The organism is Vibrio profundi (assembly GCF_005281835.1).
GTDB lineage: Bacteria > Pseudomonadota > Gammaproteobacteria > Enterobacterales > Vibrionaceae > Vibrio > Vibrio profundi.
Map to the genome: position 1 here is coordinate 399,186 of NZ_RZIS01000002.1, position 16,420 is coordinate 415,605.

Genomic DNA, 16,420 nt, shown 5'->3' on the forward strand with positions numbered 1-16,420 from the left:
AGCAAATGCCTGTAGGACACCCTCTAGGAGGAGATATGGAACTGCATAATGAAAGAGGGGAAGTCGCCAGAATGGCGGATAACCTGACTTTGAAAGAAGTGGCTGAAATGGGATTTACTATTGATCTTTGCGATGAAGCCTTCGATCCCAATGAGCATTGGCAAGTTCAAGGTGAGAAAAAAGGTCGTAAAGGGGAGTTCCCACAAGACTGAACCCTCAGTAAAAGAAGCCGAGCTGATCTAGCTCGGTTTTATTTTGCCTGCCTTTCTGTTTGCCTACCTAATCAACAAAACTTTTTTCAATCTAAGCTCGTGCGAATATTTGAAAATGACCGCCTTAAATCGTTAGTTTGACCCCTTAAAATGGCGATTTTGGGGTGTTTTAAGTTGTTGTTTTTCAAGGTTTTGTTTTTGATGATAAATCCAGATGCCAGTGTTAGCCTTAGCTCAACAAAATAGGAGTGAAAGAATGCAGGCAGTAGGCGAGGTGTTTGAACACCACAATTTTTCGAAACAAGACTTAGCGAACGCTAATTTTAAGCGCTGTAAGTTTTACTTGTGTGATTTCAGCCGAGCGGATTTACGCGAAGCGAAATTTGAAGATTGCAGTTTTATTGAGCAAGGGGCCATAGAAGGTTGCAACTTTGAATACGCTGATTTGCGTGACGCGAGCTTTAAAGATTGTCAGTTGTCGATGGCGAACTTTAAAGGGGCGAATGCCTTTGGAATCGAGTTAAGAAAATGCGATCTGAAAGGAGCGAATTTTGTTCAAGTAAATTTTGCTAATTACATAAGTAGCAGAGTGTATTTTTGTTCGGCTTTTATCACTGGCTGTAATTTGTCATACGCCAATTTTGAAAAGCAATGCTTAGAGAAATGCGATCTGTTTGAAAACAAATGGACTGATGCCAATTTGTTAGGGGCTTCGTTCAAAGAGTCGGACTTGAGCCGTGGAGAGTTTTCTCGTGAAGCATGGGGGCATTTTCAAATGCAAGGTTGTGATTTGACTCATTGCGAATTGGACGGCCTCGATATTCGCCGTGTTGACTTGTCCGGTGTGAAAATTTGCGAATGGCAGCAAGAACAGTTGCTAGAGCCGATGGGGCTCATTGTAATGCCTAACTAAGGAGTCACTTCCTTGTTTAGAATACGTTTCTAGTGGCAGTGTTCGCTGCCACTTATAGTGGTGATATCGCGTTCAAATTAAGGCAACGGCAATGAGGAAGAGCCATACAACGGCTGTCATTAGACAGTCTCCCCAATGTTCTTTGATTGAATTTAACATGGTGCACCTCTTTACTACTTTATGCTCGCCAGTTAGTAGCGCTGCATTGTTCATAGTCAAAAGGTTGGCTTATTGAGTTACAGCGGCATGGCGTTTAACCGTTAGAAGTAGTGCAGCATAAAGTGTGCCTAAGCCTGAGATGCTTACCTTTTACAGTGTAAACTCATTGATCTTGAAATTAATTTTATGAGCCTGTCGTCAACTTAGGCAAAACCTGCCAATAGAAAAAGCGACAAATTGCCGCCTTTTCATCACATTTATCATTATTCGTTGGCAAATTTCTTGTCCCAATCGCTCTCACGTTCGGTTCATCGCTAAAGAAACGCTTTCTTGTGCAGTTAAGGTTGGGTTGCCTCATTGAGTGGCTGAGATGGATTATTGGCCAGTAACCCCATGACAACGCTTGCGATTGCAACCACTGCTGCAGCAATGATGAAGCCTAAATAGGTCAGCTGGTAGTGGCTAAGCGCCGCAATCATCACATAGCTTAGGCTTTGCACCATGGTGGCAAACATGGCTATTCCACCATCGACTCGTCCACGTTGCGCCATCTGAATCGTATGGTGCATCCAATTGGTTCTCGCAATTCGGTTCAAGGCATTAAAGAAGCCGAAGCCAACGGTAAACACCATCAGATAAATTGGCTGCTGCGACCAGCTCATGCCTAGCAACATCAAGACTAAAACATACATAGAGTACTGAATGGTGTGCAGGTGTGAGGTTTTACTGAGAAGCTTGGCGATAAAAAGGCCGGTAAGCAGTGAGCCAGCTCCAAAGGCAATATTATACATTGCGTACCAGTCACCAGAGATCCCTTGCTCGGCAAAGCGAATCGGGACCAATTTCCCTAAGAAAGTGAGAATAGGGTAAGACAGGCTCGATAACAGTAAGAAACCATAGAAACGAGGAGCCTGCCCAAAGATGTGTCTTGTCTCGGCTAGCTGAACCATAAACGGAGTATTTTGGTTGTTTCGAACTTGTTGACGATAAGGCGTCATCAAGTAACTTAAGGTCGCTATGGCAGAGGCCGACGCTGCAAATAAAGCAAACTCTAGCATTCCCCATGTTTGCAATAACACGATACCCAGCGCACCTGCTCCTAAGGTCGTGCCTTGCATGACGATTTCTTGATAGCCAGAAATACTGGCGTACTCATGCTTGTCGTAGTTTTCTTGAGTAAAGGCATTATTAGTGGACCATGCAAGATTGCTTGACACCCAAAACACCAGTTGCGCGGCTGCCAACAACCAATGAGAATCCATGCCAAACCAATAAGCGAGGAAGACAGCACCAGCGGTGGCGGCTTGTAGCATTTGAATTACGACAAGTAGTGATTTTCTTGAATGGCGATCGATAAGAGTAGAAAAAAATGGAGTCGCCAGAAAAGAAACAGCAGTACAGGTTAACGCAACCAGCGCAACAAAGGTGCCCATGTTTGGCGTTGCGAGCATCACCCAAGGCAGTGCCATCATGAATAGGCCTGATGATATGCCATCAAAAAAGCGGCCGGTTAAGTACGGCATGGTTCTATTTTTCATTGGTGATCTCCGTGATTTCTTTGTCGTTGGCTGTTACTCTAAAACCTCAAGTAAACTTGAGGTAAAGCGGTTTTTTGCTTTAATTTAAATAGGTGGGATATGGATATTGGAGTTGGAGAAGTCGCTAAGCGATCGGGTGTAAAAGTATCGGCACTGCACTTTTATGAGCAAAAAGGTTTAATCAGCAGCTGGCGCAATCAAGGGAACCAGCGCCGTTATCACCGCAGCGTGTTACGCCGAGTGGCGGTGATTAAAGCAGCGCAACAGGTTGGCCTGAGCTTGGAAGAAATCGCTAACGCACTTGAAGTGCTGCCAAAACACCAAGCACCAAATAAAGAGCAGTGGGAAGCCATGGCGACTTCTTGGCATGAGTTACTGGAAGAGAAAATTCACCGCTTGCAGTCACTGCAAAACGATCTTGGTGGCTGTATTGGGTGTGGTTGTTTGTCTTTAGAAAAGTGCTCGCTGCGTAACCCACAAGATGTGATTGGCACAGAACATCAAGGGAGCAATTTGCTAGTTGAGCCAGAGATTGAATAAACAAGTCGTGCTAGCGTATCGGCTTATCTCAATATCAGTCGCGTTATGTCAGTTTCACTGACAGCCATTTGCACTGCATTTATCTTATTCAAGGAGCGAATATGGGCAAGAAACGAGTAGCCATTTTATTGTGTGATGAACATTACCCAGAAGCGATAGAGCCGTTTGGGTATTACCAAAGCGCTTTGGCTGATTTGTTTGGTGACCAATATGATCTAAAGGGTGTATGGGCATGCCATGAAGGGCAATTTCCTAGCAATTCACAATTAGATGCGGATGTGTGGGTGATAAGTGGCAGCAAATACAGCGTGAACGACACTGATGAGTGGGTCTCGCAGCTCGAAGCTTTGGTGGTGACATTAGACAAGTTAGGCAAGCAACTGCTGGGAATATGCTTTGGTCACCAAATGGTACATAAAGCGCTCGGTGGAAAAGTGGGGATGAGAGAATCTGGATTTGCCGCAGGCGTAAGAACACTTCAATGCATGAGCAACCCTAATTTGCTTGCAACGCCGCCCAGCTTGACTGTGTTATTTGTTCATCAAGAGGAAGTGCAATCTCTTGGTAATGGCTTCTCTGCCATCGGTCAAACTGAGCATTGTGACTATGCACTCACCACGAGCCCGAGTGGGCATGTCACCATGCAGTTCCATCCTGAATTTAGTATTGAGTTTTTTATTCACCTGAGCCCATTTGTGGACTTTGATAATAAAGAACAAATACTTGCAGAATGCCAAGCCAACGCTCAGCAATATCAAGCAGATCGCGAAACCATGATTGAGGCGATTCAGCGTTTTTACTCGGTGTAACCTTGGGCGTCGACTGTGCGAATCGCATCGCTATTTAATTGATTACAAGAATAAGTTTTAGTGATTCGCGCGTTAAAGAGTATACTGCGTTTTTCGTTTTCAGACCGCTTAACCCTATGCTTGATAATCTTCGCCTTGTTTTGAACGTCTTGTTCGTGACAATCAATACGGCTTTCACAGCGCTTGTTGTCAGCCTTTTCGCTTTCGTAAAACTGATTCTTCCTTTCTCTTTCGTGCAATCGGCTTGTACTCACTTAGCTAATAAGCAGTTTTGGCTTTGGGCCACGATGAACCTGTGGATGCTCAACGCTAACAATAAGATCACATGGCAGATTGAAGGCGGTGAGGATTTGTCGCCTAAGCAATGGTACTTAATGATGTCGAACCACATTAGCTGGGCAGACATTGTTATATTGTCGTCGGTAATGAAAAACAAAATGCCGATGCCTAAGTTTTTCCTCAAGCACAACCTTTTGTATGTCCCTTTTGTTGGTTTAGCATGTTGGGGGCTGGATATGCCGTTTATGAAGCGTCACTCTCGCGAGTTTTTATTGCGTCATCCAGAGCGTCGTAACGATGACTTCGAGGCCATTCAAAAGTCTTGTAAGAAGTTTCAGAAAACACCGACTACGCTAGTGAATTTTGTGGAAGGAACACGTGCCAGCCAAGAAAAGCTCGTTACGGTAAAAACACCTTACCAACACTTATTGAAGCCTAAAACAGGCGGCTTAGCCTTTGCTTTGTCGGCGATGGGGCCAATTTTAGATGGTATCGTGGATGTGACGCTAGCTTACCCTGAAAATCAAGAATCACCTTTTATCGATATGTTGCAAGGCAAGTTAACCGCGGTGGTCGTGCGGATTAAAGTGCACCCAATGGATGAGAACGTAAATGGTGATTATTTCAAAGATAAGGCATTTAAACGTCGTTTCCATAGTTGGTTAAACAACGAGTGGAAAGAAAAAGATGGGTACTTGCAGGGCGTGTACGAACAATATAAGAAATAGAAAAAATGCTGACGACTCCGTCAGCATTTTTCGTTTGGGTGATTAAAAATGGTTTGGGTTATCCACCGCTTAGGTGAAGGGTTAACCCAAAGTTTTTAAAAAATACGGAATGATAAGCGCGTTAGCTAAATCAATAAAAAACGCGCACACCAAAGGCACGATGATAAAAGCTTGGTGGGAGTTGCCGTATTTTTGAGTCACGGCAGACATGTTCGCCATGGCGGTTGGTGTAGAGCCAAGTGAAATGCCACCAAACCCAGAACAGACGACCGCAGCATCGTAGGTTTTTCCCATCAGCGGGAACACAACAAAAATCGTCACCGTGATAGCAACGATAAACTGAGCGGCCAAAATCATAAAGATCGGCCCTGCCAAATCCACTAATGCCCATAACTGCATGCTCATTAGAGACATCGCTAAAAATGCCCCAAGCGCCATGTCTGCAATGAGTGCGATCGCGGGCTTTCTTGAAGGCCAGCGAGTGCCTGTAATTCTAGGGTAAGACGCAGGAATAAGATTCGAAATCAAAATGCCCGCGAATAAACAGGTGACGAACAGCGGCAATTCTAGTCCTAACCCACTGACTACTTCGTTCAGCGCCGCACCGATAATAATGCAGACATGAATGGCGAGCATCGCATCAAGAAAATCATAAGCGGTGATTTTAGGATCTGGAGCGTCTTGTGCGCTGCCTACGTCCATCTTTTGGTCATTACTTGGGGTCAAGTTGTGCTTATTGATTAGGTATTTTGCGATTGGGCCACCCATTAAGCTTGCGAGTATTAAACCAAAGGTTGCACTGGCGATACCGATTTCCATCGCGGTATTCAAATCGAACATTTCCGCTATTTTCGGTGACCACGCAATAGCGGTACCGTGCCCACCGATAAGTGAAACGCTTCCACTTAGCATACCAACTACGGCAGGCTGGTCGAGCAGGGTAGCAACGCCAATCCCCGTGAGGTTTTGAACCAACATGTAGCTAATGGTAATTGCTAGCAGTATGAGTAATGGCTTGCCGCCCTTGAGTAAGTCTTTCAAACTGGCATTGATACCAATCGTGGTAAAGAAGTAAACCAGCAGCAGGTCGCGGGTAGCGAGGTCAAATTCAACATTCACCTGAGTGACATAGTGAATGATGGCAAAGAGGACAGACACTAAAATGCCGCCAGAAACAGGCTCGGGAATACTGAATTCTTTGAGAAATGAACTGACTTGGGTTAATCGTCGGCCTAAGAATAAAACAATAATACCGAGTGTAACCGCTAAGAATGACTCGATTCTCAGCACGCCATCTACGTAATCCATATATGCTCCAATTTGAATACTGATTAATCAGTACCGTATTACGCTGAGTCACTGTAGATCAAGGCCTGCTCGCTAAGCTATTGAATATTTGAGAGGTGACCAGACAATGAACATTTTGGTTGTAGAGAAAGGTACGTGAATGACGTGAGTCTCGATGGCAGCCAGAATGATAGCAACGCAGAGATGAGCTGAAGTTGGCTTTTTCAATATCAATTCGTGATGTGAAAAGTCGACATGCCTCTAGCCTGAGAGTATTTTTGTATAAATATTGTTCAATAGAGGAGTGGCATCATGGCTCAGTTCATCATCACTTATATTGGCGGCACGCCGCCGAGTACGCCCGAGGCGGGGAAAAAACACATGGAAGATTATCGTCATTGGTTGACGAAATACGCGGGTTCTATTACTAGCCCAGCTAACCCTTTTAAAGATACACATTCAATCGACCCGGATGGCAAAGTGACACGTGGCAGCATGTCAGCGATGTCTGGCTACACTTTGCTTGAAGTCGATACGATTGAAGAAGCGATAGAGATCGCCAAAGCGTGTCCGTTTCTTAACGTGGGTGGCAGTTTGGATGTCGCGCAACTGGTGAAGATGCATTAATTGCTAAGGTGATGATTTGGTAAAGCGCAGCGACAAATGTACCAAAGGGAGCTGCGGAGCTAACGCATTTCGATAGAGACTTGTTGATAGGCGCGCAATATCGCCTCTACTTGCTCATCATTGCTGCGTTGCATTCGTTGATAATGCGCGAGTGTATTTTTTAAGTATCGTGTAGCGACAACATGTTCCTGCTCGCTGTTCACATTCCAAATTTGGCAGCCAACCGTTGTGATGGCTTTATGGTTACCAGTACTCGTAGCAGGATTCGATGCCAAAATGACTTCGTAGTAACGGCGGTTTTCCTCGACTAAACATTCGGTTTGCAAATGAAAATCAAGCTGCTGGAGCCCTTGTCTGACTAGGTATTGCTGGTGTACCGGACACAATAAAAAATCCAGTTCACACTCCGGGTTAGCTTGTTGAATATCCCTGATTAATTGAATCGTAAGATCCCCGCCAACACCCGCAATGATCACCAGTTGTTTTCCAGAATGTTGAGCGATCGGTAAATCTGCAACGTTCATGCAGTGTATTTGCCACTTGGACTTCGCGTCCTCTTCGGCATTCATGTCAGTGAATTGCTGATTGGGGAAGTAGCGTTTGAGCTTAGTTTCGAGTGACGCCATTAAGCTAGGTACGATATCGACAAAATGAATGGTTGGCGCTTTGTTTTCCGCAAGTAGATTGGCACCGAGAAAACCGTGGTCACAGCAACAGTCCCAAATATGCGTGTATTCGGATGTCACCATAGATTCAATTTGAGAAAGTCGTTTACCCAGTTTCATGAAGGTTGCCTAGCGCTATATGAATGCTTTTTGAGAAAGGTGCGCATTCTAAAGTATTTTTATGAAGATCGCGATGTGTCATCCAGCCTGGTTATTCTAGGGATACTCTTAGCTGACAAGGCGTTCATATCTATATGAATGATAAGGGATGTAAGTGGTAACCTTATGCTGTGATACGATGGGTATTAACGGAATAAATTGATCGTTAGGGAAAATTATGACGCCTGAGCAACAACAATTTTTAGATGCGTATCTTGATACTTTGCCGCTAGAGAAACGCACATCCCCTCCTAAAGCCATTGCTGAATACTTTTGTGCAGATGAATACAACGCGAACGAGTGCGCAAGGCTGATTAATATCGGCAAAAAACGGGCGTCTTGCTCATTAAAATCAGCGTACGACATCGACCAAGAGCCATTACCTCAAGTTGGCCAATTAACCGTGGTGCTTAATTGGCAACAGCAACCAGTGTGTATCGTGCAGTTAACCGAAGTGTCACTTTGTCCTTTTAACCAAGTGACGCGTGAGTTTGCTGAATCCGAAGGTGAGGGGGATGGCAGTTATGAGTGGTGGCATCAGGCTCATGTGAACTTTTTTACTAAGTATGCCAAAAGTATTGGCACCGTTTTTACAGAAACCGATGAATTAGTATTAGAACGCTTCGAAAAAGTGTATCCCTTGTAATGATTAAGTTGTTGTTACACTGAGAAAAAAGGTGAGCGCCTTTAATTCGGATAATTTAGAAAGGAATCATGATGAGTGTGATGCAAGAACAAGAATTGATGTTGGAAGTCTTCCAAGTAAGCTCATTTACCAAAAATGGTAATGGTGGCAACTTGGCGGGTGTGGTGCTCAATGCTGATGATTTAACACCCAAGCAGAAACTCTCTATCGCTCAAGCGGTGGGTTACTCTGAGACGGCGTTTGTATCGAGCGATGCTAATGCTGACTTTGAAGTGTCTTTCTACACCACAACTGAAGAAGTCGACTTTTGTGGTCATGCAACCTTGGCGGCGTTCTCAGTGCTACATCAACAAGGTCTCATCGCCAGTGGTCAGTACGTGCAACGCACTAAAGCGGGTTTGTTGCCTGTGAACGTGGGCGATGATGGCTTAGTGGTGATGGAGCAAACCTTGCCTGAAAAGCTCGGCGAGTTTGAATATCAAGAAATCGCTGAACTGCTCGACGTTGATGTTGAAGTGTTGAGCTCGACCCAACTGCCGATTGAGGTGATTTCGACGGGGTTAGCGGATTTACTTGTCGCGGTTCAATTTGGGATGCTGGATAGGATCACGCCGAACGATGCGAAAATAGCAGAATTTAGCCGTCGTCATCGTATTGTTGGATTACACCTATTTGAGCTAAGTCCTCAAGAGGAGCTAACAGCCAATTGTCGTAATTTTGCTCCGGCGGTGGGGATCTCTGAAGAATCAGCAACAGGCAGTGCAACCGGAGCGTTAGCCTGCTACTTAGTTCAAAAGAATGTGAAAGGTGTACAACTGGAGCAGACTCAGTGTGTGGATTACATATTTGAACAAGGCCGAGCGATGAGCTGTAGCTCGAAGTTGACGGCGTCGGTTGAAGTGTCTGATTCCCAGATATCCAAAGTCAAAGTGGGTGGCTACGCTAAGCAAATCGGTACGATGCAATACCAAATATCAGGCTTGTAAATTTGCTTCCATAGCTGGCATAAATCGCGCGTACTGAAACCGAAAAAGTTCCTGATTATCGAATGATAAACAGGAGCTTTTTATTAGGGGAAGTGTTAACGATGGGCTAGAGAAGCGGTTGAAAGCGCGAGTTAATAACATCAGTGTGATAATGCGTTCTGTACAAACGCTCTCTACTAACCGTTCTTCGTTCACAGCCTAGAACTAAGCCGTGTTTCTCATTGAATCGGCGTAACACTCGACTCGGTTTTTTCCAAGTAACTGAGCTTGGCGCAGCGCGAACTCAGCGTGCTCGACACTTCTTAGCTGTGAAGTGACGACTGAGGTAACCCCCGCACTAAACTGCACGATAACGGGCTTTTCTGCATGCTCAATGACACAGTTTGCGAGTGAGGCTTTCAGCTGCTCGATCTGCTGTTGTGCATCCACCATATCGTTAGCTTTAAACAGCAATCCAAATTCTTTTCCCCCTGTTCTCGCTAAGCTAAGCCCAGAGGGTTTTGGGAAAGCTTGTCGAATGAAATCTGCGGTTTTCAAAATCATTTGGTCACCAGTCCGGCTTCCTAAGCTCGAGTTAATGAAGTCGAAGTTGTCGATCTCTATCAGCGCTAAAAAAGCGGTGTCTAGCTGTTGGCTGCTTTCGAGAGTCGTCATCAGGCTCGACTTATTATCTAACTGAGTCATTACGTCTTTATTTTCAAGCTGATGATGAAGAAGTAAATTCGACAGTGCGACTTCGGTGTAATCTCGAATCATGCGCAATATGCTCTTGTAAGCGGGAAAGGTTGCTTTGACATAGATGAGTGCGATTAGAGAGTCTTGATCGAATAAGGGAATACAGTAATGTCGCCCGCTGATCTTTAGAAGCTTTGCTAGTGGGTCAACATAATGTCCATTCTTATAGCTCAATGAGCTTGGTGCAAAGGAACTCGCGAGCTTGTTATCAACGAACACCACCGTTCTATTGCCATGATAATCGAGCGTGTAATAACTCTGAGTACTTTCATCGAACAAGACAAATTGAACACCTTCATGAAAGATAAACTTATCAAAAATGGATTTGAGTTGGTGCTTAAAGCTGGCGAGGTCTTTGATTCGATTCAGGTCTGCCAAGCAAGTATTGAGTTGGTAGATCAAGTAGTTGATGACAACGGTGAGTACAAATAGCGACGCAATTACGACGGCCGTTAAGCTAAATTGATAGGATGAAGATAAAATATCTTGCCGGTCGGTGCCTGACACGAATACCCAGTTGAGCGTGTTATCAGCATTGAAGACCGACACTTTAAAGTGATCGCGATAGTAGTATTCGTACTGGCCAACAGTGATGCCACTGGTAACTAGCTCACTGATACCAGCATTGTAGCTGATGGAGTGATCGCCGATACGCTTAGGATCCGGGTGGAAAACGAGTTTGCCAGTGTTTCTATCAACGACAAACACATAGCCTTTTTCGAGGGTTTTTAGATCTCGCAATCCTTGCGTCGTGTGGAGTAAATCGAATTCTATCCATATCTCTTGTTTAAAGCTTGGGTTGCTGTGTTTGACCGCAAAGACCCAACGCTGATCTTGGTTCTTATAGACCGATGAAATGTAAAAACCTTGGTCGACAGAATCAAGAGGGTGCCACTGGGTATCATTAGAGTAAGCCGGCTCTAACGTAACTCCTTTAGTGGATGAATAGCGATTGCTTTCCTTGTTGAACACGATGACATCAGCGAAATTAGCGGTTCTTTTGAGAATCTTGTGGCTAAGTTCGGTGAATTTTTGAGATTCGTATGGTGAGTGGTCTGCGAGGTTGAGAGCGTTCTCAAGTAAGTAGATTTTGCCGAATGTGGCTTGAATGTTGGCGAGTATGAGAGAGTTTGCTGTCCTTATGTTTGATTGAGATTGGCGATAAGCCGCGCCTTCTACATTTTCCAATTGAACGATGGCTAAATAGATCATTGAGCCAGTAAGTAAGATTAAGTATGGCCGCAAAAGCCGTACAAGTGTTTTAGGTAAAGCCATGATATCCAAAGACGTTGTTATATAGTTTTATTGCTTGTGAATAGTAAACAGTTTTCACAAGCACATCAATGCAAATCATTCCATATAAATAATCGTAATTTGTGATATTTGTTAAACAAAAAAGTCAGTCATAAAAATGACTGACTTTTATATAACTAAAGCGTAAACAAAGCGTTAGCTTTCTGGTTGGAAGTGTAAGATGGCCATCGAGGTTGGAGACAGTAATAACTCACCTTCAGCATGACCAGGCTTAACATTACGTAAGTTGGTGTCGCATATCGTGACCCAGTTTTGTTTGCGGTCGTTAGGTAGTTTGAAGCGCGCTGGTGCATTGGTTTGGTTGATTAAATACAGCATTTCACAGCCAGCTTGGTCAATACCCAAGTGAAGCGCTACTGAACTTAAGCGGTTCCAATCATCATGTTCCATCAAGGTGCCGTCGATACGACGCCAATGGATTCGGTTCAAATTACGGCGCTCGCCACTGAACGCTTGAATAAATGGCACCATGTAGGTCTGACGAGCTTCGACCATTTCAGACAGCCATTCTTTGAAGTATTTTTTGCGTTCGGTCATTTCCCAATTTAGCCAGCTGGTATCGCTGTCTTGGCAATAGGCGTTGTTATTACCTTTTTGGCTATGGGACAACACATCCGCGGTTAAAATATGCGGAATACCAAAAGCAAATAACAGGCTCGCCATAAAGTTGCGCTTCTGTTTTTCACGCGTCGCGACGATCAACAGGTTTTCGGTTTCGCCTTCAACACCGTAATTGTCTGAGCGGTTGTCACCGTGGCCATCGCGGTTATTTTCACCGTTTTCTTCATTATGTTTGTGCTTGTAAGACACCAGATCTTGCATCGTGAAGCCATCATGATAAGTGATGTAGTTAACGGTCAGTTTATACGGCCAATGTGCAGCGCTGTATATGTCTCGTGAACCCATTAAGCGGGTTGCGAATTCCTTTAAATAGCCATGATCGCCACGCCAGAAGCTGCGTGTGATGTCGCGTAATTTATCATTACACTCATTCCAGCCCAGTGGAAAGTTACCAACTTGATAACCATTAGGGCCAATGTCCCAAGGCTCCGCAATAAGTTTGGTTTCTCTTAATACTGGATCTTGCGCGACGGCTTTAAAGAACGCGGCTTCTGGATTGTAGTCGTCACCTTGACGGCCTAGTGTCGCCGCGAGATCGAATCGGAACCCATCGACTTTGAATTCACTTACCCAGTAACGCAGAGTATCCATGACTAAATTGAGCGCGGGCTGGTAAGTGAGATCAACGGTATTTCCGCAGCCAGTAAAGTTGGCAAAATGGCAACCGTGCTTGATGTAGAAACGTTGGTCGAGTGCTTTAAGGTTAAATACATGGCCACCTTCTCCGCCTTCCGCGGTATGGTTGTACACCACATCTAAAATGACTTCGATACCATGTCGGTGAAGCTCTCGAATCGTCGTTTTTAGCTCGGTAACCGCATCGTGTTCAGCGTATCTTGGGTCGGGTACCATAAATAGATAGGGGTTGTAGCCCCAGTAGTTAACCATGTCCATATCAAGCAGATGTGGCTCATGCATACACGCGGCAACAGGCAACAATTGCAATGAGTTGATATTCTGCTGTTTGTAAAAAGCGAGCATTTCAGGGCTCGCGAGTCCAAGGTAACGGCCTTGAATATGCTTCTCGATTTCGGGGTGAAGCTGTGAGATCCCTTTAACGTGTGTCTCGAACAGTACGGTTTCTTCACGGCTGATGTTAGGTGCTTCCACTCCTTGCCAATCGAATGCGTCTTCTGTTACCACACACTTTGCCATCGCAAAGCTTTTTTCATTGGTATAAGGCGTGGAGTAGTGCAGAGGTTTATCAATGGCTTTCGCGTAAGGGTCGGAAATTAATATTGGGCCATCGTCCATTTCTACGATGTATCCGTATTTTTGACCTGCTTTTATTCCGGGTAAGAAAGTGTGTTTGATTCCCGCGTATTCCCCTTCGAGCCGAAAGGTTTCAAATTCATCTTGCTCATTAAATAGTGCGAGTGAAATAGATTTACATTCAGGCGCATAGATAGAGAAGTTGCAGCCAGCACTACAGGGTGTGGCTCCTAACGGATAAGGACGTGAAAGCGGTTTAGTCATTGATTAATTTCTTGTTCTTTTTTACAACGCGAATGAAGTATTAGTAAAAAGCTTTGTCAGTTTAAGGTCAAGCGCCTTGTCAGATAAAAGTTATCTGTAATTAAATTACTTTTTTATGGTTAAGAATGGTCAAAATTTGACTTATATAACACTTTGCAGTCATAAACCCGATCTATCTATCAGCTACTCCCCCCTATTTAGGTGATCAGTCTCAATTAAACGCTATTCTGTTTATTTTCTACTCCTCTCTCATCCCCCCTAAATATATTCGAGGTGGAGGAAGTCAGCTTTGTCATCCTTTCTTAATATTTCCACAGTTGAAACATCAGGGGTTGCACCCGTTTTACTTCTTCTTTCAGAGCGACATGCTTGTTTACTGCCTTTACAAAATTGTGAGCAAAGAAAGATACAGAATAATAAATAGTCCTTAATGGAGTTAAGAATGAAAAAAGTAAGTATTATCGCTGCCGCAGTGGCGACTACATTGGCTGCTGGATCTGCATTCGCTGTCGATTTTAATGGCTACATGCGTGCTGGTACTGGCATCAGTGGAAGTGGTTCAAGCGATATATCGGTAAATAAGAATGGTATTGGTCGTCTTGGTAATGAGAATGACAACTACTCTGAATTTGGCTTTTCTGAAGAACTAAAAACGGGTGAGCAAACTTGGCGTATTGAATCAATGATTGCGTCTGGTGCAGATGGCAAGAATGGTTGGGAAGACGCTGACTTCAACGTCGCTCAGTTTGCAGTGAAAGCAAAAGGTGTAATCGCAGCAGATAAAGAAGCAACATTATGGGCTGGTAAAACTTACTACCAACGTAAAGATATCCATATTACCGATTTCTATTTCCTAAATACTTCTGGTACTGGTGGTGGTATTGAAAACCTATCTATCGGTGATCAAAAGCTTTCTATCGCTTTGATTCAAGACAATGGCTCTCAAAATTCTGATGAAGATGAATACGGCTGGAAGCCTGGTGCAAACCCAGGTGATACTCCAACTTGGGAAGTAATTGGTAAAAAATCTGAAGAAGTAACAGGCTATATTGCTGATGTTCGCTTGGCTAATATCGGGCTTTGGAAAGATGCATCACTTGAGGTTGCATTAGCGTATAACTTCGCGATGGCTGGTGATAATCAAACTGTTAAAGGTGATGATGGTGTTCTAGCGACAGGTATTCTACATCAAGGTACTAGCAACGGTTTCCACCAAACTGTACTGCAATACGGTACCGCAGGTTACGGTGTTCAAGCGGCTAACTTCTGGGGCGCAGGCTCTTACTATGACCGTTCAGGCGATCAAAATGATGCGACGGGCTACCGTTTGATTAACTGGGGTGTAATGAACCTTGGTAAATCTTGGGAAATGGGTCACCAAGTTGCGTACCTAGCAGGTACTGATATTGGCGCTAACAAACTGGATATTGATCAGTACTCTGTAGTGGCTCGTCCTATGTACAAGTGGAACGATACAATGCGTACTATCTTCGAAGCTGGCTATAACGCAGGTGAAAAAATCAACGAATCTACTGTTGAAGACTTCGGTAATGCTAAATTCACAGTTGCACAAGCCTGGGCTATGGGTGATAGCTTCTGGGCTCGCCCTGAAATCCGCGTTTACGGTTCTTACATCCTTGATACTGAAAATGACGATGCATTCGGTACAAATGAAGACACTGAATACGTGATGGGTGTTCAAGTTGAAGCTTGGTGGTAATTAGAATCAGACAAATTACTGTCCTATTTGTCTTAATCTAATTGCGATAGCCGGCGCAAGTCGGCTATTTTTTTAAGCGCTCTCGTGAGTTTTTAAAAAAATAATAAAAGGGAACGAACTATGTATTTTCGTGCTTTACTTCTAAGTGGTTGTATTGCTTTGGCTGGTTGCCAATCAGCTCAAATAATCGAGCAACAGCCTAGCGTAACTTTGGCTCCTGCTGAACATATTAACGAACTGTCTGTAATTGAAGCTGGCTTACCTAGTACTTCTAAAGTCTCGATTTCTGACACGACACAGATTCTAAGAAATGATTTTATTGATAGCCCAGTAGCGGTATTTTCTATCCCAGCAAATAGAGGGCAGCTGTCACTCAAAATCACGAGTGATATTAAAGATACCGTTTTTGTTCCATACGCCGCTATTTATGATGAGTCTGGGAAGGTTTTAGAGACCTACGGTGAAGAATCCTTTTCGTATTACAAGCCAAAACTTCACTTAGGAAACCGTTTGGTAGCGGACGTTGATTTCTACCCACCTACATCAAAAGACAAAGTGTATGTGGTTGTTTATACGAAAAAGGAAGTGCTTGATGGTGTGACGGAAGTTGCTCACCCTGCTCGTTTAGATGCAGAAGGCAGAGGTAACTATATGCCAGAAATAAAGGACATTCCGGTTCCCCACTCATTGCAGGGCTCGGTTGAGTTGGAGGTGTCTGGCCCGAGATTCAGTTTGTTTAACTCAGCAAGCTCCTCTTCAGAAAATGTGGGTGTACATAGCCCAGAAATGGCGGCAAAAGTGACAACAACCGCACGCCCTGAAACTCAAGCTTATTTTCTGACGGAAATAGATAAAGCCGTCGCCGAAAAAGACATCCCTAAAGCGCTAAGCCTTTTGGATGAAGCGAAAGCGCTTAACATCGAAGGTGCTCAAAAAGCATTCGTTGATGCGGTCGAAAAGTATTAACGAATAAACTTCTGTCCATCAGCCTTACTGATAGCCACGC

The 16,420-nt window shown here is 44.2% G+C and carries 15 protein-coding genes; 10 read left to right on the forward strand and 5 right to left on the reverse strand.

Translation table 11 applies throughout. From position 1 onward, the window contains the following. Positions 1-35: 35 nt before the first annotated feature. Positions 36-212, forward strand: a complete 177-nt coding sequence (locus tag ELZ11_RS23765) for a hypothetical protein (protein ID WP_167494640.1) — start codon at positions 36-38, stop codon at positions 210-212. 256 nt (positions 213-468) lie between these two features. Then, positions 469-1,125, forward strand: a complete 657-nt coding sequence (locus ELZ11_RS06760) for a Qnr family pentapeptide repeat protein (RefSeq protein ID WP_137356620.1) — start codon at positions 469-471, stop codon at positions 1,123-1,125. A gap of 497 nt (positions 1,126-1,622) precedes the next feature. On the opposite strand, the gene ELZ11_RS06765 is transcribed toward ELZ11_RS06760, so the two are convergent. Further along, a complete protein-coding gene (locus ELZ11_RS06765) occupies positions 1,623-2,822 on the reverse strand; it encodes an MFS transporter (RefSeq protein ID WP_137356621.1) in 1,200 nt (399 codons plus the stop codon). A gap of 99 nt (positions 2,823-2,921) precedes the next feature. Between ELZ11_RS06765 and soxR the strand changes: the two genes are divergently transcribed. The 3 genes from soxR (at position 2,922) to ELZ11_RS06780 (ending at position 5,178) form a co-directional block, all read left to right on the forward strand. Next, positions 2,922-3,362, forward strand: coding sequence for a redox-sensitive transcriptional activator SoxR (gene soxR / locus ELZ11_RS06770; protein ID WP_137356622.1), 441 nt, complete (start codon positions 2,922-2,924; stop codon positions 3,360-3,362). 101 nt (positions 3,363-3,463) lie between these two features. Next, a complete protein-coding gene (locus ELZ11_RS06775) occupies positions 3,464-4,171 on the forward strand; it encodes a type 1 glutamine amidotransferase (RefSeq protein ID WP_137356623.1) in 708 nt (235 codons plus the stop codon). 116 nt (positions 4,172-4,287) lie between these two features. After that, positions 4,288-5,178: an acyltransferase gene (locus ELZ11_RS06780; protein ID WP_137356624.1), complete on the forward strand. Its 891-nt coding sequence runs from the start codon at positions 4,288-4,290 to the stop codon at positions 5,176-5,178. An 81-nt stretch (positions 5,179-5,259) separates the two neighbouring features. Here ELZ11_RS06780 and gltS read toward each other — a convergent pair whose 3' ends face one another. Continuing rightward, entirely contained in the window at positions 5,260-6,486 is a 1,227-nt protein-coding gene (gltS, locus tag ELZ11_RS06785) for a sodium/glutamate symporter (RefSeq protein ID WP_137356625.1), read from the reverse strand. Positions 6,487-6,777: 291 nt separating this feature from the next. Between gltS and ELZ11_RS06790 the strand changes: the two genes are divergently transcribed. After that, positions 6,778-7,092 (forward strand): YciI family protein, encoded by a 315-nt coding sequence (locus ELZ11_RS06790; protein WP_137356626.1) that lies wholly within the window; start codon positions 6,778-6,780, stop codon positions 7,090-7,092. Between the two features lie 59 nt (positions 7,093-7,151). Here ELZ11_RS06790 and ELZ11_RS06795 read toward each other — a convergent pair whose 3' ends face one another. Next, positions 7,152-7,877, reverse strand: a complete 726-nt coding sequence (locus ELZ11_RS06795; protein ID WP_137356627.1) for a tRNA (adenine(22)-N(1))-methyltransferase — start codon at positions 7,875-7,877, stop codon at positions 7,152-7,154. Between the two features lie 217 nt (positions 7,878-8,094). Here ELZ11_RS06795 and ELZ11_RS06800 point away from each other — a divergent pair, with 217 nt between their 5' ends. Together ELZ11_RS06800 and ELZ11_RS06805 are read left to right on the forward strand one after the other, a co-directional pair. Continuing rightward, positions 8,095-8,562 carry an ASCH domain-containing protein gene (locus tag ELZ11_RS06800; protein ID WP_137356628.1) on the forward strand — a complete coding sequence of 156 codons (468 nt, stop codon included), beginning with the start codon at positions 8,095-8,097 and terminating at the stop codon, positions 8,560-8,562. 71 nt (positions 8,563-8,633) lie between these two features. Beyond that, complete coding sequence (locus ELZ11_RS06805; RefSeq protein ID WP_244291621.1) at positions 8,634-9,548, forward strand: PhzF family phenazine biosynthesis protein; 915 nt, start codon at positions 8,634-8,636, stop codon at positions 9,546-9,548. A 204-nt stretch (positions 9,549-9,752) separates the two neighbouring features. On the opposite strand, the gene ELZ11_RS06810 is transcribed toward ELZ11_RS06805, so the two are convergent. Together ELZ11_RS06810 and glgX are read right to left on the reverse strand one after the other, a co-directional pair. Further along, positions 9,753-11,495: a sensor domain-containing diguanylate cyclase gene (locus ELZ11_RS06810; RefSeq protein WP_137357030.1), complete on the reverse strand. Its 1,743-nt coding sequence runs from the start codon at positions 11,493-11,495 to the stop codon at positions 9,753-9,755. A 237-nt stretch (positions 11,496-11,732) separates the two neighbouring features. Then, entirely contained in the window at positions 11,733-13,694 is a 1,962-nt protein-coding gene (gene glgX / locus ELZ11_RS06815) for a glycogen debranching protein GlgX (RefSeq protein WP_137356629.1), read from the reverse strand. A gap of 442 nt (positions 13,695-14,136) precedes the next feature. Here glgX and lamB point away from each other — a divergent pair, with 442 nt between their 5' ends. Together lamB and ELZ11_RS06825 are read left to right on the forward strand one after the other, a co-directional pair. Then, complete coding sequence (lamB, locus tag ELZ11_RS06820; protein ID WP_167494641.1) at positions 14,137-15,414, forward strand: maltoporin LamB; 1,278 nt, start codon at positions 14,137-14,139, stop codon at positions 15,412-15,414. Between the two features lie 120 nt (positions 15,415-15,534). Next, positions 15,535-16,380 carry a MalM family protein gene (locus tag ELZ11_RS06825; protein WP_137356631.1) on the forward strand — a complete coding sequence of 282 codons (846 nt, stop codon included), beginning with the start codon at positions 15,535-15,537 and terminating at the stop codon, positions 16,378-16,380. The last annotated feature ends 40 nt before the right edge of the window (positions 16,381-16,420 follow it).